This window comes from Kineococcus endophyticus (assembly GCF_040796495.1).
Taxonomy (GTDB): domain Bacteria; phylum Actinomycetota; class Actinomycetes; order Actinomycetales; family Kineococcaceae; genus Kineococcus; species Kineococcus endophyticus.
In genome coordinates, this window is record NZ_JBFNQN010000004.1 from 152,094 (window position 1) to 172,549 (window position 20,456).

18 protein-coding genes are annotated in these 20,456 nt (G+C 73.5%); 11 read left to right on the forward strand and 7 right to left on the reverse strand.

The genetic code is table 11. The features are described from left to right. Positions 1 to 21 precede the first annotated feature (21 nt). From AB1207_RS06825 to AB1207_RS06845, 5 genes are all read left to right on the forward strand, one after another. On the forward strand, positions 22 to 1,578 hold the full coding sequence (locus tag AB1207_RS06825) for a PspC domain-containing protein (RefSeq protein WP_367637170.1): 1,557 nt from the start codon (positions 22 to 24) through the stop codon (positions 1,576 to 1,578). After that, positions 1,575 to 1,820, forward strand: coding sequence for a hypothetical protein (locus AB1207_RS06830; protein WP_367637171.1), 246 nt, complete (start codon positions 1,575 to 1,577; stop codon positions 1,818 to 1,820). Before AB1207_RS06825 ends, AB1207_RS06830 begins: the two co-directional genes overlap by 4 nt. 10 nt (positions 1,821 to 1,830) lie before the next feature. Beyond that, a complete protein-coding gene (locus AB1207_RS06835; RefSeq protein ID WP_367637172.1) occupies positions 1,831 to 2,913 on the forward strand; it encodes an aldose epimerase family protein in 1,083 nt (360 codons plus the stop codon). Positions 2,914 to 2,987: 74 nt separating this feature from the next. Further along, positions 2,988 to 3,266 (forward strand): DUF1490 family protein, encoded by a 279-nt coding sequence (locus tag AB1207_RS06840; RefSeq protein ID WP_367637174.1) that lies wholly within the window; start codon positions 2,988 to 2,990, stop codon positions 3,264 to 3,266. 4 nt (positions 3,267 to 3,270) lie between these two features. Then, on the forward strand, positions 3,271 to 5,508 hold the full coding sequence (locus AB1207_RS06845) for a heavy metal translocating P-type ATPase (RefSeq protein ID WP_367637175.1): 2,238 nt from the start codon (positions 3,271 to 3,273) through the stop codon (positions 5,506 to 5,508). On the opposite strand, the gene AB1207_RS06850 is transcribed toward AB1207_RS06845, so the two are convergent. The 3 genes from AB1207_RS06850 to AB1207_RS06860 are packed head-to-tail and all read right to left on the reverse strand — an operon-like array spanning position 5,423 to position 9,126. Further along, positions 5,423 to 6,679 carry a YibE/F family protein gene (locus AB1207_RS06850; protein ID WP_367637177.1) on the reverse strand — a complete coding sequence of 419 codons (1,257 nt, stop codon included), beginning with the start codon at positions 6,677 to 6,679 and terminating at the stop codon, positions 5,423 to 5,425. The two genes, AB1207_RS06845 and AB1207_RS06850, sit on opposite strands and share 86 nt — an antisense overlap. Positions 6,680 to 6,710: 31 nt before the next feature. After that, positions 6,711 to 7,700, reverse strand: a complete 990-nt coding sequence (locus AB1207_RS06855; protein ID WP_367637178.1) for a glycoside hydrolase family 43 protein — start codon at positions 7,698 to 7,700, stop codon at positions 6,711 to 6,713. 13 nt (positions 7,701 to 7,713) lie between these two features. Beyond that, positions 7,714 to 9,126: a TolB family protein gene (locus AB1207_RS06860; protein ID WP_367637179.1), complete on the reverse strand. Its 1,413-nt coding sequence runs from the start codon at positions 9,124 to 9,126 to the stop codon at positions 7,714 to 7,716. A 102-nt stretch (positions 9,127 to 9,228) separates the two neighbouring features. On the opposite strand from AB1207_RS06860, the gene AB1207_RS06865 reads away from it, so the two are divergent. The 6 genes from AB1207_RS06865 to AB1207_RS06890 all read left to right on the forward strand — a co-directional run bounded on the left by AB1207_RS06865 (position 9,229) and on the right by AB1207_RS06890 (position 15,535). Next, on the forward strand, positions 9,229 to 10,056 hold the full coding sequence (locus AB1207_RS06865) for a DNA-formamidopyrimidine glycosylase family protein (RefSeq protein ID WP_367637180.1): 828 nt from the start codon (positions 9,229 to 9,231) through the stop codon (positions 10,054 to 10,056). Between the two features lie 159 nt (positions 10,057 to 10,215). Further along, entirely contained in the window at positions 10,216 to 11,136 is a 921-nt protein-coding gene (locus AB1207_RS06870) for a carbohydrate ABC transporter permease (protein WP_367637181.1), read from the forward strand. Then, on the forward strand, positions 11,133 to 12,035 hold the full coding sequence (locus tag AB1207_RS06875) for a carbohydrate ABC transporter permease (RefSeq protein ID WP_367637182.1): 903 nt from the start codon (positions 11,133 to 11,135) through the stop codon (positions 12,033 to 12,035). Before AB1207_RS06870 ends, AB1207_RS06875 begins: the two co-directional genes overlap by 4 nt. 37 nt (positions 12,036 to 12,072) lie before the next feature. Continuing rightward, positions 12,073 to 13,434: an ABC transporter substrate-binding protein gene (locus AB1207_RS06880; RefSeq protein WP_367637183.1), complete on the forward strand. Its 1,362-nt coding sequence runs from the start codon at positions 12,073 to 12,075 to the stop codon at positions 13,432 to 13,434. A 47-nt stretch (positions 13,435 to 13,481) separates the two neighbouring features. Beyond that, entirely contained in the window at positions 13,482 to 14,432 is a 951-nt protein-coding gene (locus AB1207_RS06885; RefSeq protein ID WP_367637184.1) for a glycerophosphodiester phosphodiesterase, read from the forward strand. Between the two features lie 107 nt (positions 14,433 to 14,539). Further along, positions 14,540 to 15,535, forward strand: a complete 996-nt coding sequence (locus AB1207_RS06890; RefSeq protein ID WP_367637185.1) for an alpha/beta hydrolase — start codon at positions 14,540 to 14,542, stop codon at positions 15,533 to 15,535. A 24-nt stretch (positions 15,536 to 15,559) separates the two neighbouring features. Here the strand turns inward: AB1207_RS06890 and hisS are convergent, their stop codons facing one another. From hisS to AB1207_RS06910, 4 genes are all read right to left on the reverse strand, one after another. Then, a complete protein-coding gene (gene hisS, locus AB1207_RS06895; RefSeq protein WP_367637186.1) occupies positions 15,560 to 16,825 on the reverse strand; it encodes a histidine--tRNA ligase in 1,266 nt (421 codons plus the stop codon). Positions 16,826 to 16,947: 122 nt separating this feature from the next. Beyond that, positions 16,948 to 18,435, reverse strand: a complete 1,488-nt coding sequence (locus tag AB1207_RS06900) for a mannitol dehydrogenase family protein (RefSeq protein WP_367637187.1) — start codon at positions 18,433 to 18,435, stop codon at positions 16,948 to 16,950. 47 nt (positions 18,436 to 18,482) lie between these two features. Further along, complete coding sequence (locus tag AB1207_RS06905) at positions 18,483 to 19,388, reverse strand: carbohydrate ABC transporter permease (RefSeq protein ID WP_437178882.1); 906 nt, start codon at positions 19,386 to 19,388, stop codon at positions 18,483 to 18,485. After that, positions 19,385 to 20,350: a carbohydrate ABC transporter permease gene (locus AB1207_RS06910; RefSeq protein ID WP_367637188.1), complete on the reverse strand. Its 966-nt coding sequence runs from the start codon at positions 20,348 to 20,350 to the stop codon at positions 19,385 to 19,387. The genes AB1207_RS06905 and AB1207_RS06910 overlap by 4 nt, the downstream gene beginning before the upstream one ends. Between the last annotated feature and the right edge of the window lie 106 nt (positions 20,351 to 20,456).

Below are 20,456 nucleotides of genomic sequence, written 5' to 3' on the forward strand. Positions count from 1 at the left end.
ACGGAGTGGGAGGGTCGGACCGTGAGCAGCACAGCCACGACCGGTCAGCGCGGGGTCGCGAAGTTCTTCGCGACCGTCCGGTCCTGCGGCGTCGAACGCTCGCAGGACCGCTGGTTCGCGGGGGTCTGCGGCGGCGTGGCCGAACGCCTCGGCCTGGACCCCCTCCTCGTGCGCGGTGTCCTCGTCGCCCTGACGGTCGTCGGTGGCCTGGGTCTGGCCGCCTACGGGGCCTGCTGGCTCCTGCTGCCCGACGGACGGTCCGCGAGCGCCGGCGACGGGTCCCCCGAGGCGGCCCCGGTGCCGATCACCCCCGGCCGCATCGAGGCCGAGGCCGTCCTGCGCGGTGACGTCTCGGGCGGTGCCCTGCTCGCCGGGGCCCTGGTCCTGGCCGACGTGGTGCTGCCCCGCGCGCTGCTCGGGGTGCTCAACCAGAACCTCGACGGCCCCGGGTGGGGTTTCCTGCTCACCGGGCTGCTGGCCCTCCTGGGGTGGTGGCTGCTGCGCGACGTCCGCGTCCCGCCGCTCGACCCCGCCCGCCGCGCCGCCCTCGACGCCCAGCTGGCGCCGGCTCCCACCGACGAGACCGCCCGGACCCAGCCGCTCTCCCTCGTCAAGGACACCCCGGCCACCGCGGCCCAGCCGTCGGGTCCCGCAGCGGGGTTCGGGTCGCCCACCGAACGTCGCGCCGCCGCCCGGCTCGCACGCGAGCAGGCCCGCGCGGCGGCCGTCCACGCGAGGACCGAGGAGAAGGTGCGCGAGGCCTACGAGAAGGCGGCCCGCGCCCGCGCCGCCCGCCGTCCGGGCTCACCGCTGCTGACCACCGCCACCCTGGGCCTCGCCCTGCTGGCCGTCGGCCTCGTCGTGGTCGCGTCCCTACTCACCGGCTCGGGCCCGTGGAGCGGCACGCCGCTCGCCCGGCCGCTGCAGGAGCGCACCCTGCCCCTCGCCGCGGCCACCGCCACCGTCGTCCTCGGCCTGGGCGCCGTGCTCGCCGGGCTGCGCGGCCGCCGCACCGCCCTGGTCGGTCTCGCCTGGCCCGTCGCGCTCGCCGCCGCCGCGACCGCCCTCGCCCCGCCCGCCGGGAACTGGACCGGGGACACCGACCGCACCTGGGCGCCCACGGGCACCTCCGCCCTCAGCACCTACGTCGGCCGCCTGGCCGTCGACCCGGGCGGGCTCGAGGACGGCACGGCCGCCGCGACCGTGGCCGCGGGCCGGCTGGACGTCGTCGTCCCCGCCGACCGGACCGTCCTGCTCGACGTGAGCGTCCTGGCCGGTTCGCTGCGCTGGCAGCCCGGCGACGACCTCGTCGAGGTCACGGACGACCCGCCGGGCGACGTCGCGATCGGCGGCCAGGTGCGGCGGGAGGGCTCGTCGGCCGTCGCGGGCGGCGTGAACCTGCGGCGCGTCTTCGCCGCCGGCCCCGGCGCCGCGGCGCTCGCAGGCGCCGTCACCGTGCGCGGGGACGACCCCGCCGACTGGACCGTCCCGGCCGGCACCCCCCGGGTCCGGGCCACCGGCTGGACCGGCGAGGTCCGCATCGGCCCCGCCGGCTCGACCACCCTGGAGGCGTCGTGACCACCCCGGGCACCTCACCCGCGCCCCGTCCGCCGCGCGGACCCGACCTCGGGGCCGTCCTCGGCGGCCTGGTCGTCGCCGCCATCGGCGCGGCCGTGGCGGTCCACGTCCTGTTCGGCCTCAGCTGGGACTGGAAGGTCTGGGCCGCGGGCGTCCTGCTCGTCGCAGGGTCCGGCGCGCTGCTCTCCTCGGCCGTCGCGGCCGTGCGCCGTCCCCGCGACGAGGGGCCCACCCGCCGGTAGCGTCCACCGCGTGACGAACCGGAGCGCACCCGACGTGCAGGTCGAGCACCAGGCGGACTGGGGGCGGCTGGCGGACGGAACCCCCGTCGGCCGCTGGGTCCTGCGGGACGGCACGCTCGAGGTCGGCCTCGTGGAGCACGGCGCGCGGCTGCAGTCCGTGCTGGCTCCCGACCGCGACGGCGTCCGCGCCGACGTCGTCCTCGGGTTCTCCGGACTCGAGCCGTACACCGGGAAGGGGCGCTCGTTCGGCGCCACGATCGGCCGGTTCGCCAACCGCATCGCCGGCGGGACGTTCGACCTCGACGGGCGGCGCGCCACGATCCCCGCCACCGACCGCGGGAACGCCATCCACGGTGGGCCGCACCCCTTCTCGGAGAAGGTGTGGACCGCGCACCCCGTCGAGGGCGTCCACGGCGTCCGGTTCTCCCTGTTCAGCCCCGACGGCGACAACGGGTTCCCCGGCGGGTTGTCCGTGCACGTCACGTACGCGCTGCACGAGGGGGTGCTGACGATCACCTACGCGGCGACGACGGACGCCCCCACGGTCCTGAACCTGACGAACCACGCGTACTTCGACCTCGCCGGCGAGGGGTCCGGGCTCATCGACCCCCACCTCGTCCAGGTCCTCGCCGACCGGTTCCTGCCCGTCGACGAGGCCGGCCTGCCGACGGGGGAGTTCCGCGACGTGACCGGGACCCCGTTCGACCTGCGCGAGGCCGTCCCGGTCGGGTACCGCGTCGAGCTGGACGACGAGCAGCTCCAGCGCGGGAAGGGTTTCGACCACTGCTACGTCCTGGCCGACGTCCCCGGCGGGGCCCGGCCGCCGGCGCTCGCGGCCGTCGTCACCGAACCCGTCTCCGGCCGGACCCTGGAGGTCCGCACCGACCAGCCGGGCGTCCAGTTCTTCACCGGCGGGTCGCTGGCGGGGACCCTCGTCGGCAAGGCGGGGTCCGCGTACGGGCCGCGCTCGGGGTTCGCCCTGGAGACCCAGGCGTTCCCCGACGCGCCCAACCGGCCGGAGTTCCCGACGACCGTCCTGCTGCCGGGGGAGGAGTTCCGTTCCGTCACGGAGTTCCGGTTCTCCGTCGCCTAGGCTGGTCGGAACGAGGGTCGTGCGCCGCGGACCCTGGTGTGGTGCAATGAGAACAGATCTCACCAGGAGGAACCGTGTTGCCGATCGCCGCTCCGCTCGGACGTCTCGTGCTCACCGCCGCCGCGTCGGCCGGGCTGGTCAAGGCCGTCAGTGACGGCCGGGGGACCGCCGCCCTGCGCCGCCTGGCGGTCGGGGGCACCAAGGTCGGCATCCGCACGTCGCGCGCCGCCGAGACCGGGGTCGAGCGCCTGCGCCTCGGCGCCGGGGACATCGTCGCCCAGGCCTACGACGAGATGGGGGAGCAGCCGCCCGTGCCGCCCACTCCGCAGGCCGGTCACGACCACCAGCACTGATCCGGTGACGACCGCGACCGTCGAGCTGAGCCCGCTGAACGTCCTCGCGGACGTCCCCGGGCGGGCGCGGTTCCAGGCGGACTGGCTGCGCCGCAGTCCCGCACGCGCGGTCGCCGCCGAGGAGGCCCTCGACCGCCTCGCGGGCACGCGGCTGGCCCGCGCCTACCCCGTGACGGGCAACGTCGTCGTCCACTACGACCCCGAGTCGCTCACGCTCGACGACCTGCTGGCGGCCGTGGCCGGCGTGGCGCTCCTGCCCGCCGACGCCGAACCGTCCCGCACGCCGCGGTCGGCCGACGTCGGCAACGGCGAGGTCGCCCGCATCGCCGTCGGCGGGGCGGCGCTGGCCCTGCTCGGGTTGCGGCGCTTCGCGTTCGGGCGCCCGCCCCTGCTCGGTCCGACGTCGCGTCTCGTGGCCACCGGCGTGACGATCTTCTCCGGGTACCCCTTCCTCAAGGGAGCCGTCGGGGCGCTCGTCGGCCGCCGCAGCGCCGGCACCGACGCCCTCGTCTCGGCCGCGACCGTCGCGAGCCTGCTGCTGCGCGAGAACGTCGTCGCGCTCACGGTCCTGTGGCTGCTCAACATCGGCGAGTACCTCCAGGACCTCACCCTGCGCCGCACCCGTCGTGCCATCGCGGACCTGTTGCAGGGCAGCGAGACCACCGCCTGGGTCCAGCGCACCGCCGCCGACGGCCAGGTCGTCGAGCAGCGCGTGGACCTCGCCGAGCTCGAGGTGGGGGACCTCGTCGTGGTCCACGACCAGTCGACGATCCCCGTCGACGGCGAGGTCGTCGAGGGCGAGGCCGTCGTCGACCAGGCCGCGCTGACGGGGGAGAACCTGCCCGTCCAGCGGACCGTCGGGCACTCGGTGCTCGCCGGCAGCGTCGCCCTGCGCGGCCGGCTCGTGGTGCGCGCCACCGCCACCGGGCAGGACACGGCCGTGGGGCGCATCGTCGCCCGCGTCGAGGACGCCCAGGCCGACCGCGCCCCCGTGCAGACCGTCGGGGACCGCTTCAGCCGCAAGTTCGTCCCCGCCTCCTTCGGCCTGGCCCTGGCCACGCTCGTCCTGACGCGCGACGTCCGCCGCGCCATGACGATGCTGCTCATCGCCTGCCCCTGCGCGGTCGGGCTGGCCACGCCGACGGCCATCAGCGCGGCCATCGGCAACGGCGCCCGGCGCGGGATCCTCGTCAAGGGCGGCTCGCACCTCGAGGCCGCCGGCCGCGTCGACGCGTTCGTCTTCGACAAGACGGGAACCCTGACGGTCGGTCGCCCGGTCGTCACCAACGTTCTGAGCTTCCGCGACGACTGGACCCCCGAGCAGGTGCTGTCCGAGGCGGCGAACTCCGAGGTGCACTCCAAGCACCCGCTGGCCCAGGCCGTCATCCGCTCCACCGAGGAACGCCACCTCGTCATCCCGACGCACGAGGAGTGCGAGGTCATCCTCGGCCTGGGGATGCGGGTCCAGGCGAACGGCCGCGTCCTGCTCGTCGGGTCGCCCGGGCTCATGCGCCGCGAGGGGGTCGCCGTCGACACCACCGCGCAGGACTGGGTCGACCGGTTGCAGTCCGCCGCCGAGACCCCGCTGCTGCTGGCCGTCGACGGGGTCCTCACCGGCCTCGTCAGCCTGCGCGACGAGGTGCGCCCGGAATCGCGCAGTGTCCTCGAGGAACTGCGCCGCACCGGCGTCGAGCGCATCGTCATGCTCACGGGCGACAACGAGCGGACCGCGGCCGCCGTCGCCGCCGAACTCGGGGTCACCGAGTGGCGGGCCGAGGTGATGCCGGAGGACAAGCAGGACGTCGTCCGCGCGTTGCAGGCGGAGGGGTTCACGGTCGCGGTCGTCGGCGACGGCACGAACGACGCCCCCGCGCTCGCCCTGGCCGACCTCGGGATCGCGATGGGGTTGTCCGGCACCGACGTCGCGGTGGAGACCGCCGACGTCGCCCTCGTCGGCGACGACCTGCGCCGGCTGCTGCAGCTGCGCGACCTCGGCGACCGCACGCTGGGGCTGATCCGGCAGAACTACGGCGCCTCGATCGCCGTCAACGGTTTCGGCCTGGCCCTCGGCGCCGCCGGGGCGCTCTCGCCGGTCCTGGCCGCGATCGCGCACAACGCCTCGTCCGTGTTCGTCGCGGTGAACTCCGCCCGGCTCATCAGGTACCGGATCCCGGTGCAGCAGAGGCAGGACGGGACCGCAGGACGAGGGCCGCGGCGAGCGCCGTCGTCAGCGGGACGGTGAGCGCGAGGGCGATCCCGCCCACCGCCGAGCGCACGAGTTCCTCGGCGATCGCCGCCGAACTCACGACCTGCCCCAGCGGCTGCTCGTACAACTCGATGAGCAGCAGCGACGGCATGGCCGCGCCCGCGTAGGCGAACGTCACCGTGTAGACGGTGGAGGCGAGGTGGTCCCGACCCACCCGCATCCCCGCGGCGAACAGTTCCCGGAAACCCCCGCCGCGAGCCGCCCGGACCTCCCACACCGCCGCGGCCTGCGTGATGGTCACGTCGTTGAGCAGCCCGAGGGCCGCCACCAGCGTGCCCGCCAGCACCACGCCCCGCAGGTCGACCGCCCCCGTCAGCACCGTGACGGTGTACGCGGACTCCTCGCTGAGCCCCGTCAGGTGGGAGGCGTCGACCGCGAGGACCGCCGCGCCCGCGGTGACGAGCAGACCCGCCACGGTCCCCAGGTACGCCACCGTCGTGCGCGTCGAGAACCCGTGCGTCAGGTAGAGCACCACCCCCATGACGGCGACCGCCGAACTGAGCCCGACGACGACCGCGTTCTCCTGCGTCAGCAGGGCCGGGACCACGTGGAACGCGATCGCCGCCCCGCCGACGGCCAGGCCCGCGAGTGCGGCCAGCCCCCGCCGCCGGCCCACGGCGACGGTCAGCACGACGAACACCGCCACGACGACCAGGAGCGGGACCCGCCGGTCGACGTCCTCCCAGGCGTAGGTCGCGGCGCCGCCCGCCTCGCCGGGGTACCGCGTCAGCACGACGCGGTCGCCGGCGGACAGGCCGCCGTGGAACACCGCGGCCGGAACCGTGACCGTGACGTCCTGCCCGACGTCCTGGGTGGCGTCCTGCTCGGTGCCGTCCACGCGCACCGTCGCCTGCGGGCACTCCACCGTCTCGGGCAGCGTCCCGTCCGGCAGGCGCTCCTCGGCCAGCTCCCCGCGGCAGGTCAGCATCCGGGTCCCCGTGACGTCGCCGCGCACGGTCTGCGCGCCGACGTAGGTGGTGGAGGCCGACGGGACGTCGTGCGGCCACGTCGCCAGGACCCCGGCGACCGCGACCGCGAGCACCACCAGCACGACCGCCGTCAGCGCCCGCCGGGTCCGCCGCGGCAGCGGTTCCAGGGTGTCGTCGGCGGTCCCGCCGTGTCCGTGCCCGTGTCCGTGTGCGCCCACCCGGCCATCCTGGCGGACGGACGGCGTGGGGTCAGCGCAACCCGTGCTCGCGCAACCGCTCCCACTCGTCCCGGAAAAGGGGCAGGACGGTCCCGTGCTTGGTCGAGGGCGGGATCGAGACCTCCCCGGCGGGCACCGGTTCCCAGCGGCCGGAGTCCAGGTCGTCGCACTGCAGGGCGAAGTACCCCTGGGGCCACTCGGCGTACTGGTCGAGGAACAGGTACCAGCGGTCGCGGTCGCGGGCCTTCACCACGAGGGGGGCCTCGACCCCGCCGGGGTAGCGGTCGCCGGCGATGTTCGTCGTCACGACCTCGAAGTCGTCGGCGAACAGCGCGGAGCCGCGTTCGAGGAAGATGCCGTACCCGCCGTCGCGGTCCTCGTCCTTGGAGAACCGGTAGACGCGGCCGTGCTCCTGCAGGACAGCGGTGTCGATGATGTCCCGGCCCCCGGTGTCGACCATGACCTCCGTGGGGCCGAAGGCGACGAAGTCCCGCGTGCGGGAGGCCAGGATGCGGCTGTAGCTCTCGCTCGCGTGCTCGACGTCGTCCTCGGGGAACAGGCGGGAGGACCAGAACACGACGTGCTCGCCCGTCGCGGGGTCCGTGGTGACCTCCGGTGCCCACGCCATGCCCGCCGTCGGGGGCGCCACCTCGACCAGGCGCGGCCCCTCCCACGTGAGCAGGTCCTCGGAGTCCCACAGCACGAGCGACCGGCTGCCGTGCCGGCGCCACTCCTCCCACCGCAGCCCCCCGCCGTCCCACACGCGCAGGTCCGTCGCGAGGAGGTGGAACCGGCCGTCGTCGTCGCGGACGATCGCCGGGTCGCGCACGCCCGTGGTGCCCAGCCGGGACTCCAGGACGGGCCCGCCGCCCCACAACGGGTCCCAGCGCAACGGGGAGTCGTCCTGGCTCAGCGAGAAGTGGATCTTCTCGGCGTGGCCGTCCGGGTCCTCCCGGAAGTGCGCCAGCAGCCAGCCGAACTCCTCGCGGTCGTCCCCACGGTCTGTCCCGGTGTCACCCACGGGCCCCACCCTGTCAGCCCCTGGTCGTGTCGCGAGCCCAGTCCGGCACCGCCGTCAGCGCGGCCAGCTGCTCCCGCCGGCGCAGCAACCCGGCCGTCGCGGGGGCGGCCAGCACGGCGGCGGCCAGCACCAGCCCGAGGCGCACCGGCAGCGGCCACGGCCCGCGGTCCACCGACGTCGAGGTCGTCGTCACCGCCCGGGTCAGGAGCGCGCCCGCCAGGGTGAGGTCGCCCGCGGGGTGGTGGCCGCGGGCCGTCGGGACCCGCAGGTAGGGCGACGTCGCACCCGTGCGCAGGTCCGTGCGGACGACGGTGAGGTCGCCCCCGTCGACACCGTCCGCGCCCGAGGGGACCGACTGGTGGACGAGCTCGCCGGCTCCGGTCCAGCCCAGCACGTCCCGGCCCGGGACCGCACCCGGCACGCCCCGGCCCGCCTGAGCGGCGACGAACTCGATGCGCGCCGACGGTGTGCCGCCACCGGCCTCGAACGCCAGCAGCGTGCCGTCCGGCGACCACGCCGGCCCGTCGGCGAGGACCGCACCCGCCGGGGCCGCCAGCTCGGTGCCCGGCACCGCGCCGTCCTGGGAACCGGCGGTGAACGGGTCGACGACGTGCACGACGGTCGCACCCGGTTCCTGGTAGGCGAGCCGGGACCCGTCGGGGCTGAAGGCCGCCGCCACGACGCGTTCGGCCCCGGGGACCGCGACGGCCCGGTCCGAGCGGGTGTCCAGGACGAACAGCTGGCCGGAGGTGCCCCCGGTGGGTGCGGCGCCGGCCTCCGAGGCGGAGGCGGGCGCCTCGGTCCCGAGGTAGGCGAGGCGGGCACCGTCGGGGCTCCACGACACCGGGACGACCACCGGGACGCGGGGGACGACGTGCACGCGGGTGTCGCCGGAGGCCAGGTCGACGAGCGCGAGGGTGGAGCTGGCGCCGACCGGGCGGACGAGGGCCGCACCGGCGTCCGCGGCGGACGAGGAGGGGGCCACCACGACCCGTCCGGGCGGCAGGGTCGTCGCGGCGGACTCGGTCGTCGAGGCGCGGGCGGGGTCCGTCCCGGACGGACCGTCCCCGAGCGCCACGGTGCGCCCGTCGGGGGACACCACCGCGGCCGCCGGGACCTGCGAGCTCCCGCGGTCGGCCGCCTGCGTCAGCCGCCGCGCGCTGGTCCCGTCCGCCCCGAGGACGAGGGTCTGCGTGGTGCCCGTGACGCCGCCGGCCGCGTCCTGCCGGTAGACCGCGAGCGCGGCCCCGACCGGGTTCGTCGCCACCTGAGCCGTCAACGCGCTGTAGCCGGGGAACTGCGCGGGGACCACCGACCGGGACGGGGGACGTCGCTGGCCGGGCAGCGCGGCGACGGCGAGGACGGCGAGGGTGCCCAGGACGAGCACGCAGAGCGCGACGAGGAGGGGCAGGCGGCGCGAGCTCATGCCCCAGCTTCACCCGACCGGACGCCGGGAGCCACTCCTCCGGCGTGGCCGTGCCGGAACCCCCGCCGCGCGGCGGGGACCGCCCTCGGGCACGGTGGGCGGGTGCCCGAGGGCGACACCGTGTTCCTGCTCGCCCGCCGCCTCCACGCCCGGCTGGCGGGGCGTCCCGTGCACCGCAGCGACCTGCGGGTGCCGCGCTTCGCGACGGCGGACCTGTCGGGGACGCACCTGGTGGAGGTCGTCTCGCGGGGCAAGCACCTGCTGACGCGTCTGGTGCCCGGGGACGGTGCGGTGGTCACCGAGCCGACGACCCTGCACACCCACCTGCGGATGGACGGCGAGTGGACGGTCCTGGGCCCGGGCAAGCGGCTGCCGGCACGCCTGCAGCCGGACGTCCGCGTCGTGCTCGAGACGGACGGGCCGACGGCGGTGGCGCTGCGGATGCCCGTCGTCGAGCTCGTCCCCACGGCCCTCGAGCACACCGTCGTCGGGCACCTCGGCCCGGACCTCCTCGGGGCGGACCTCACCGTCGACGAGCGCGTCGAGCGGTCCGTGGCGAACCTCGCGCTGCGGCCCGAGCGGAGGATCAAGGCCGCGCTCCTCGACCAGCGCAACCTGGCGGGGATCGGCAACCTCTGGGCCGACGAGCTCTGCTTCCTGCGCGGACGGTCCCCGTGGGCGCCGGTCGGGGACGTCGACCTGCCACCGCTGGTTCGCCTGGCCGTGAAGATGCTGACGTTCTCCGTGGGGCCCTCCCGGGCCCCGCAGGTCACGACGGGCGACACCCGCCCCGGCCGGCAGCACTGGGTCTCCGGCCGCGCCGGGAAACCCTGCCTGCGGTGCGGGACGACGGTGCTCGTCGAGGCCGAGGTGCCCGGGGACCCCGAACGCCGGCGCACGTGGTGGTGCCCGCACTGCCAGCCCGGGTGACGAACGTGAACGGACGGTGTCCCGCGCACCGTGGCCGACCGGTGCAGGTGAACACTCGATGACCGTTCCCCGCCCCGGGGCGCGAGTGGCCGGAGGGCCCCCGGACGCGAACTACTGTTCCTGACGTCCAGCCCGCTCCCGACCTGGGAGGAGGTCGCGTTGACGACCCTCCACCAGGTTCCCGCACCGCGCACCCGGAAACTCCCGTGGCGGTCGTGGGGAACCTTCCTGCTGCTCGCCGGGCCCAACGTCGCGCTCCTCGTCGTGTTCGTCTACAAGCCCCTCGTGCAGAACGTCCAGTACTCGCTGCTGCACTGGAACCTCGGTTCCGACACCGCGACGTACGTCGGGCTGCAGAACTACGTGAACTACTTCACGAACCCGAAGACCCCGACGGTCCTGCTGACGACCCTCGTCTTCGCGGTCGTCACGGTCGGCGGCTGCATGGCGCTCGGCCTCGCGCTGGCGCGCCTGCTCGACCGGAACCTGCGCGGCCGCACGTTCGTCCGCGCCGCCGTCTTCGCGCCGTACGTCCTGTCGGGCGTCGCGGTCGGCATGTGCTGGCTGTTCGTCTTCGACCCGCAGTACGGCCTGGTCTCCGGCCTGCTGCGCGCCGTCGGGATCGGTTCGCCGAACTGGTACAACGACCCCGACTGGGCCCTGGCGATGGTCTGCGTCGTCTACCTGTGGAAGTACGTCGGGTACGTCGCGATCATCTACCTGGCCGCGCTGCAGTCGGTGCCGCACGACATCCTCGAGGCCGCGCAGATCGACGGTGCCTCGCCCCTGCGGACGTTCTGGTCCATCGTCTTCCCGCTGCTGTCCCCGACGACGTTCTTCCTCGGCGTCACGGTGTTCATCGAGTCCAACGCCGGCGGGTCCTTCGACATCATCCGCGCCATGACCAAGGGCGGGCCGCTGGAGGGCACGACGACGATGGTCTACCAGGTCTACCAGGAGGCCTTCGTCGACGGTTCCGCCGGCTACGCCTCGGCGATCGCGACCCTGCTGTTCCTCGCCCTGCTCGTCGTGACGGTCGTCCAGATGGTCGTCGTGGAACGGAAGGTGCACTACCGGTGAGCGTCCAGGAGAAGGCCACCTCCGGCTCCGGCCGGATCCCGGCCCCGCGGTCCGGGGACGGCGGACCCGCGCGTCCCCGTCGGCGCCGCGTCGACGTCCTCGGGTACGCCGGCCTCGTCGTGGCGGGCCTCGTCATGGTCGTCCCGATGCTCTGGATGCTGCTCGCGTCCTTCAAGCAGCGCAACGAGATCTACACGATCCCGTCGCAGTGGCTGCCGCACGCGCTGCAGTGGCAGAACTACGCCGACGTGTTCGCGACGGTCCCGTTCGCGCACTTCCTGCTCAACAGCGTCATCACGACCGTGGCGGGCGCCGGGCTGAAGGTCGTCCTGGGGCTCATGTGCGCCTACGCGCTGGTGTTCGTCGAGTTCCCCGCCAAGCGCCTCGTCTTCCTCGTCGTCCTCGCGGCCCTCATGGTGCCGCCGCAGGTGACGCTCATCCCGAACTACACGCTCATCGCGCAGATCGGCTGGCTGAACTCCTACCAGGGGATCGTGCTCCCCGGGCTGGCCAGCTCGCTCGGCACGTTCCTGTTCCGCCAGCACTTCCAGACGCTGCCCGCCTCCGTCCTGGAGGCGGCGACGCTCGACGGTGCCGGGCACTGGCGACGGCTGTGGCAGTTCGTCGTACCGCTCTCGGCGCCGACCGTCTCGGCCGTCGCGCTCGTCTCGGTCGTGGGGGAGTGGAACCAGTACCTGTGGCCGCTGCTCGTCACCGACCGGTCCGAGATGATGACCCTGCCGGTGGGTCTGACCCTGCTGCAGAACAACGACGGCATCACCAACTGGGGCGTCCTCATGGCCGGCACCGTGCTGGTCATGCTGCCGATCCTGCTCGTCTTCCTCTTCTTCCAGCGCCGGCTCGTGGCGGGTCTCGCCGCGGGTGCGCTCGCCAACTGACCCTCCCCTCCCTCCGACACCGTTCCAGGAGAACCCCGTGAACAGCTCCTCCCTCGTCATGCCCCGGCGCGGCGTGCTCGGCCTCGCCGGCCTCGGTGCGGCCGGACTCGGCCTCGCGGCCTGCTCGGGCCCGTCCACCGCGTCCTCCTCCGGCGGGACCGTCAGCGCCTCCTCGACCGACTGGTCCAAGGTCACCCCGGCCGACTCCGTGACCGTCTGGACCAACCACCCCGGCTCGTCCCAGGCCGTCGAGGCCGAGTTCCTGAACCGCTGGAACAAGGACAACTCCGACATCAAGGTCGAGTTCGTCACGGCCGGTTCGAACTACGACGAGATCTCCCAGAAGTTCCAGGCCGCCCTCACCGGGTCGGACCTGCCCGACCTGGTCCTGCTGAGCGACGTCTGGTGGTTCCGATACGCCCTCAACGGCCAGCTCGCCCCCCTGCAGGACCTGCTGCCGGCCGCCGGGATCACGACATCGAACTACCAGAAGGGCCTGTACGCCGACTACCAGTACGAGGGCTCGCAGTGGGCGGTGCCGTACTGCCGCTCGACGCCGGTCTTCTACTACAACAAGGCCCACTGGGCCAAGGCCGGTCTGCCCGACCGCGGTCCGCAGACCTGGTCGGAGTTCGAGGAGTGGCTGCCGAAGCTGCAGGCCGCCGGCACGGGGGCGCAGGCCCCCTACGGCCTCGGGAAGGGCACGGGCAACGCCTCCTGGATCTTCCAGAACATGATCTGGGGCATGGGCGGCGCGCTGTCGGACGAGTGGACCATGACGGTCGACAGCGACAAGGTGCTCGCGGCGAGCGACTACCTGCGGTCGTACATCACCAAGGGGTACGCGGCGGTCTCCTCCTCCGACCAGGCCTCCGACTTCGGGGCGGGCCTGTACTCCTCCGTCATCGGGTCCACCGGGTCGCTCTCCGGGATCCTCAAGGCGGCGAACTTCGAGGTCGGCAACGCCTTCCTGCCCGGTGGCTCCGCCGGCCAGTTCACCCCCACGGGTGGCGCCGGGTTCGCGATCCCGGTCAAGCGCACGCCCGAGCAGCAGCTCGCCGCGGCGAGGTTCCTGGCCTTCCTGGCCGAGGACGACAACACGGCCTACTTCTCCCAGAACACCGGGTACATGCCGGTCACGACGGGGGCCGTGAACTCCTCGACGATGCAGCAGGTGTACGCGCAGACCCCGCTGTTCAAGACGGCCGTCGACCAGCTGTCCAAGACCCGCACCCAGGACTACGCCCGCGTCTTCGTCCCGGGCGGGGACCAGTCCACCGTCACGGCGTGGGAGAAGGTCATGCTCCAGGGCGCCGCCTCGAAGGACGCGTGGGGCACCGCGCAGGGCGAGGTCGAGCAGTCCTACACGTCCGACGTGAAGCCGCTGCTGAAGTCCTGACACCCGTTGCCCACGTCCGTCGACACCCCAGGGGAGATGCTGGTCCCGTGAACCGACCGCCCGCCCGTCCGCCCGCCCGGCCGCTGGTCATCGCGCACCGGGGGAGCTCGGCGCACGCCCCCGAGAACACCCTCGCCGCCTTCGAGGTGGCGCTGCGCGCAGGTGCCGACCTGCTCGAGCTCGACGTGCGGCTCGACGGGGACGGGGTCCCCGTCGTCCTGCACGACGAGACCCTCGACCGGACCACGGACTCCTCCGGTGCCGTGGCGGAGCTGCCCAGTTCCGTCGTCCGGGCGGCGGACGCCGGTTCCTGGTTCTCGCCGGCCTTCGCGGGTCAGCGGGTCCCGACGCTGCGCGAGGTCGTCGACCTGGTGGCGCTGCACGGGTCCGGCGGGCTCCTCGTGGAGTTCAAGGGGACGTGGGCCCCGGCGGCGGTCGCGGGAGCGGTCGCGACGCTGCGGACGGCCGGGGTGGCCGACCGCAGCGTCGTGCAGAGCTTCGAGGTGGAGACCGTCCGGGCGCTGCGGGACGTGGCCCCGGACGTGCGCCGGGCGCTGCTGGTCCTGCACCCCGGCCCGCCCGCGGCGGCCGACGGGCTGGAGCCGTCGCTGCGGGACCTGGCGCACGACCCGTTCACCGCGCTGTCGACCCCGGCGGGGCAGGCGCGCGTGCAGGCCGAGCGGGCCGTCGCCGACCTCGGCGTCATGGCGGTCAACCCGTACGTCGCGACGCTGGTCGCCAGCCCGCACGTCGTCGCCGAGCACCACGCCGCCGGGGTGGCGACGTACCCGTGGACGGTGGACGAACCCCGCCTCTGGGCGGACCTGCTGCGCCACCGCGTCGACGGGATCATCACCGACGACCCGGGCCGGCTCCGCGGTTTCCTCGACGCGCGCGAGGTCCGCGCATCGCAGGACGAGGCCCTCGAGGACCGTCAGGAGCTGACCCTGGCCGCCACGCGGCAGGGCGCCCCGGCCACCAGGCTCACCCCCGCGTGAGTCCGTCCGGTCCCCCCGCGGAGCGCTTCGCGGGGGACCGGTGGCGGAACCGTGCAGGTCGGTGCGGCCGGGTCCGGTCGCGGTCGCAGGACGGGACGATCGGGCGCGTGAGGTTCCGTGCACTCCCCGCGCTCCCGGCCCTGCTCGCCGCCACCGTCCTCGTCGCCGGCTGCTCCGGCACGGCCCCGGACCACCGCACCATGCCGCCCGGGGCGGGCGGGTCCTCCGCGACCGCCGCGGGTGGCCCGGCGTCCCCGTCGTCGCAGACCCCCACGGCCACCCGCACGCACACCCCGGACGGGCAGCAGTTCGTCACCAAGAACTTCGGCGCGGAGAACGTGCTGGAGACGACGCTGCAGGGCGCGGCGTCGGGCGTGACGATGAAGGTCTGGGTCTGGACCCCGCCGCAGTACGACGACCCCGCCTACGTGCACAAGGACTTCCCGGTGCTGTTCCTGTACCCCGGGGGCGACGGCGCCACGTACAACAACTGGACCGACCGGTCCTACTCGGCACAGGAGGTCGTGGACTCCGGCTCCCGCGACGGCTCGGTCCTGCCCTTCGTGTTCGTCATGCCGGAGATGCAGGTCTCGAAGGACGTCGACACGGAGTGCACCGACATCCCGGGGCAGCCGAAGGTCGGCACGTTCCTCGACACCGACGTCCCGGCGATGGTGCAGCACGACTTCCGGGTGCTGCCGCCGGGCAAGGGCTGGGGCACCGCGGGCGCGTCGTCCGGGGCCTACTGCGCGGCCGCGATCGCGCTGCGCAAACCCGGGGAGTACGGGGCGGTGGTGAGCATCGCGGGGTACTTCGACATGGAGACCAAGCTCCCCCACAAGGACGCGGCGACGCTCGCGCAGTACCCCACCGCCCTCGCGCCGACGTTCCCCGGCACCCTGGCCTGGCTCCTCGTCGCGGGGACCGACAGCCCCGAGGACGTCACGCAGGCGCAGCGGTTCTCGGGCCTGGTGAAGTCCCCCTCGACGGCCCAGGTCTCCCTGCAGGACGGGGGGAAGCACCTGACGACGTCGTTCAAGGCGGCGATGCCGGAGGTGTTCGCCTTCTTCAGCAAGCACCTCAGCGGGCCCCGGCCGCAGTGACGCCGGGGCCCGCTCGGGAGTTCCTCAGCTCGCCTCGAGGGGGGACGGCTCGGAGAACGTGAGCCGGCCGTCCTCGACGCGGGCCCGCACGACCTGCGAGTAGCCCTCGGCGACGAGCGCGTCGAACAACGGCTGCAGCCGCTTGGCCTGCTTGACCAGGGCCACCCGGGCGCCGCCGGCCTGCAGTTCGCGCTGCTTGCGCAGCAGTTCCCCCGCGTCGACGCCGGCGGGGTGCACGAGGGCCACGGCCGGCGCCGCGTCGGCGGGCAGCGAGACCTCGTCGATGATGCGCTCGAACCCGATCGAGAAACCCGCCGCCGGCACGTCGCGGCCGGTGAACCGACCGACCATGCCGTCGTACCGGCCGCCGCCGGCGATGGAGGAACCCCCACCGGGCAGGGACATCTCGAAGATGGGCCCGGTGTAGTACCCCATGCCGCGCACGAGCGTGACGTCGAACTGCACGTCGAGGTCCGGGGCCGCGACGGCGACGGCCGCCGCGATCTCCTGCAGCCGCTCGATCGACGCGGCGGGAACCGTCTCGGGCAGGGCCCCGTCCCCGAGGCGCGCGACGTCACGCAGGGGCAGCAGGTCCGTCAGCGCCTTCTCCAGCGCGGCGACGGGCTCGTCGCCGAAACCCTTCGAGCGCAGTTCCGCGACGACCCCGTGGAGGCCGACCTTGTCGTTCTTGTCGACGGTGATGAGGACGCTGCCGTGGTCGGACTCGTCGAACCCGCACCCCGTCAGCAACCCCGTGAGCACCCCGCGGTCGTTGAGCCGCAGCGTCGTGCCGGTCAGACCCAGCCGGGTGAGGGCGGTGTGGGTGGCCGTGACGAGCTCGACCTCCGCGAGGCTGCCCGCCTCGCCGAGGATGTCGATGTCGCACTGGACGAACTGGCGGTAACGGCCCTTCTGCGGCCGTTCCGCCCGCCACACCGGCCCGATCTGCAGCGCCTTGAACGGCATCCGCAGGGCACCGGCGTTCGAGGCGACGTACCGGGTGAGGGGGACCGTCAGGTCGAAGCGCAACGCGAGGTCGGCGGCGTCCGCGGGCAGGACGGCCTCGTCGGCGGCCAGACCGCGGCGCAAGACCTTGAAGAGCATCTTCTCGTTCTCGCCGCCCTGCCCCGACTCCATGCGGGACAGGTCCTCCAGCGCCGGCGTCTCGACCTCGTCGAAGCCGAACGAGCGGTAGACCTCGCGGATGACGTGCAGCGCGTGCTCCCGGCGAGCCTTCTCGACCGGCAGGACGTCGCGCATGCCCCGTGCGGGGACCACCTTGGAAGCCATGGGGTCATCGTAGGGCGGCCCCCGTCCTGCGTGGAAAACACTCTTTCCGCCCTCCGGAGGCGCCGTGGAGGGCGGATGTCGTGCTCTGCGCCCTCCCCGGGGTGGGCCGGGGAGGGCAGGGGTCAGCCGCGGGCGACGATCTCCTCGAGGGTCGCGCGGGCGCCGCGGGCGTGCAGGGACGCGAGCGTGGCGGTGTACTCGGCGACGAAGGCCTCGTCGTCAGCGAGGTCGCCGAAGAGCGAACGGTCGGCGATGAAGGCCGTCGGCTCCTCGCGGTTGCGCTGCGCCGTCGCGACGAGCCGCTCCGCGATGCGGTCGGACACCTCGATGCGCTCGCCCTGCTCGTCGACGCCCTCGGCGTAACGGGCCCAGCTCGCCACGACGGCCGTGGCGCGGTGGAACTCCCCTCCGGCGGCGATCTGCTCGCGGATGACGGGCAGCACCCACTTCGGGATGCGGTCCGAGCTCTCGTTGCACAGGCGCGCGACGGTGTCGCGCACCTCGCCGTTGGAGAACCGGTGCACGAGCTCGTGGCGGTAGGCGTCGAGGTCGATCCCCGGGACCGGCGGCAGCGTGGGCGAGCCCTCGCGCTCCATGTAGCCGAGGAGGAAGCGGGCGAACAGCGGGTCCTGCGCGACCTCGTGCACGAGGCGGTAGCCGGCCAGGTACCCGAAGTAGCACAGCGCCTGGTGGCTGGCGTTCAGCAGCCGCAGCTTCATCAGCTCGTACGGTTCGACGTCGTCGACGACCTGCACGCCGGCGTCCTCGTAGGGCGGGCGGCCCAGGCCGAAGTCGTCCTCCAGCACCCACTGCACGAACGGCTCGCAGACGACGGGCCAGGCGTCCTCGACGCCGAACCGGTCGCGGACCTCGGCGCGGTCGTCGTCGGTGGTGCCGGGGGTGATGCGGTCGACCATGCAGTTGGGGAACCGCACGTTCGCGTCGACCCACGCGCCCAGCTCGGCGTCCTTCGCCGTGGCGAAGGCGACGAACACCTTGTGCGCGACGTGCCCGTTGCCCTGGACGTTGTCGCACGACATGACGGTGAACGGCGGCACGCCGCGGTCGCGGCGGCGGCGCAGGGCCTCGGTGACGAGACCGAACGTCGTCCCCGGGACCGCCCCCTCGGCGAGGTCGGCGGCCACCGCGGGCTCGTCGAGGACGAACTCCCCGGTGACGGCGTCGATGTTGTAGCCGCCCTCGGTGACGGTGAGCGAGACGATGCGGATCCGAGGATCGGCCATCGCCTCCACCGCGGCGTCCGGGTCGGCCGGGGCGTGCAGGAAGTCGAGGATGGAGCCGATGACCCGCGGTTCGCGCGAACCGTCGGGGTCCTTCAGGACGAGCGTGTAGAGGCCGTCCTGGGCGTCCATGACCTCCTTCATCCGCGCGTCGTGCGGCAGCACGCCGATCCCGCGGATGCCCCAGTCCAGCGCCTTGCCGTCGTTCATCAGCCGGTCGAGGTACATGGCCTGGTGGGCGCGGTGGAACCCCCCGACGCCGAGGTGCACGATCCCCGGCGTCACCTGCGAGCGGTCGTAGGACGGGACCGGGACGTCCTTGCCGATCTCGGCCAGGTTCTGGGTGTTCAGGGGCACGGGCGGGGTCACGGTCGTCTCCCGGGGCTCGGATCGTCCTGCGTGGTCGGCGGTGCGGGTCACTTGACCGCGCCCATGGACAGACCCTGGACGAGCTTGTCCTGGGCGGCGAATCCGGCCACGAGCACGGGCAGGGAGATCACGGTAGCCGCCGCGCAGAGCTGGGCGAGGAAGAGCCCCTGGCTGGTGACGAAGCCGGTCAGGAAGACGGGCGCGGTCCCGGCGACCGTCGCCGTCAGGGTGCGGGCCAGCAGCAACTCGTTCCAGCTGAAGATGAAGCAGATCAGCGCCGTGGCCGCGACACCCGGCATCGCGACCGGGCGGACGATGGACCACAGCATGCGGATCAGTCCGGCCCCGTCGATCGACGCGGCCTCGAGCATCTCCCCGGGCACCTCGGCCAGGAACGACTGCATCATCCACACGGCGATCGGCAGGTTCATCGAGGTGTACAGCACGATGAGCAGCCAGATGTTGTCCAGCGTCCCCGTCTTCGTCGCGAACAGGTACAGCGGCAGGAGGCCGGCCACCAGCGGCATGAACTTCGTGGACAGGAAGAAGAACATGACGTCGGTCCACTTCTGGACCGGCCGGATGGACAGGGCGAACGCGGCGGGGATCGCCAGGCAGAGGACGAGCACCGTCGAGATGACGGACGCCATCGCCGAGTTCAGCAGCGGTGCGACCGGCTGGGCGGACAGGAAGGACCGGTACCCGTCGAGGGTGAGCGCGGCCGCGATGGAGGGCGGGTTCGTCGCGGCGTCCGTCTCGGAGTGCAGGGACGTCAGGACCATCCACAGGACGGGGAGGACGAACAGGACGCCGACGACCCAGGCCAGGACGGTCCACAGCGGTTTGCTGCGGTTCATCGAGCGGGCCCGCTGCTCGCGGCGCGAGGTCGGGACGTTGGTCCCGGGGATCGTGGCGCCCGTCGGGGCCGTTCCTCCGACGCTGAGGGTGCTCATCGGCCGACCTCCTGCTTGAACATGCTCGACACCACGCGCAGGGCGAAGGTCGCGATGATGATGGTGGCGATGACGACGACGACACCCATGGCCGAGGCGAGGCCGTAGTCGTGGGCGGAGAACACGGTCTGGTAGATCGTGTACGGCAGGTTGGCCGTCCCCAGTCCGCCGGCGGTGATGGTGAAGACGGCGTCGAAGTTCTGGACGATGTAGATGGCGCCCAGCAGGCCGCCGAGCTCGAGGTACTGCCGCAGGTGCGGGAACGTGAGGTACCGGAAGATCTGGAAGCTCGTCGCGCCGTCCATGCGCGCGGCCTCCTCGGCGTCGGCGGGCTTGGACTGCAGCCCGGCCAGCAGGATCAGCATCATGAACGGGGTCCACTGCCAGATGAGGGAGACCTCGATGGCGATCTTCGGTGCCGTCGAGAGCCAGTCGACCTGCGGCGCGGAGTCGGATCCGAAGAGCTTCCAGACGGCGTTGATCGTCCCGTTGAAGAGGCCGTAGTTCGGGTTGAAGAGGGCGTGCTTCCACAGCAGGGCGGCGGCGATCGGGACGACGAGGAACGGGGCGATCATCATCGTGCGGACGGCGCCCCGACCGGCGAACTTGCGGTCCAGCAGCAGCGCGATGAGCATCCCGAGCACGAGGCTGACCAGGACGACGGTCACGGTGAGGACGACGGTGTTGACGACGGCCTGGCGCAGCTGGGCGTTGGTGAAGACGGAGACGTAGTTGTCGACGCCGCCGAACCCGCGGTCCTGGGGGTAGTAGGAGTTCCAGTTCATGAACGAGATGACGATCGTCGCCACGAACGGCAGCTGCGTCACGACGATCGTGAACAGGAGGGCGGGCAGGAGCGGGGCCCGGCGGGCCCAGTCCGCGGCCCGGCGCGCCGATCCGGCGGAGCCCTGGGGGCGGTCCGGGCCCACCCTGGGGTGACTGGGGGCGGTGCTGGCACTCATGGAAGGACGTCCTCCACGCTTGGGGGAACCGACGGGTCGCCGGGAGGTGACGGGGGGAGTGGCGTGCGGTCACCGCGGCCCCCGGACGTGCCGGGGGCCGCGGGCC

Coding starts and splice junctions, on each gene's coding strand:
- AB1207_RS06860 (WP_367637179.1), bottom strand. CDS start 9,126: ATGAGCTCGCGCCGCCTGCCCCTCCTCGTCGCGCTCTGCGTGCTCGTC.
- hisS (WP_367637186.1), bottom strand. CDS start 16,825: ATGGCTTCCAAGGTGGTCCCCGCACGGGGCATGCGCGACGTCCTGCCG.
- AB1207_RS06905 (WP_437178882.1), bottom strand. CDS start 19,388: ATGAGCACCCTCAGCGTCGGAGGAACGGCCCCGACGGGCGCCACGATC.
- AB1207_RS06910 (WP_367637188.1), bottom strand. CDS start 20,350: ATGAGTGCCAGCACCGCCCCCAGTCACCCCAGGGTGGGCCCGGACCGC.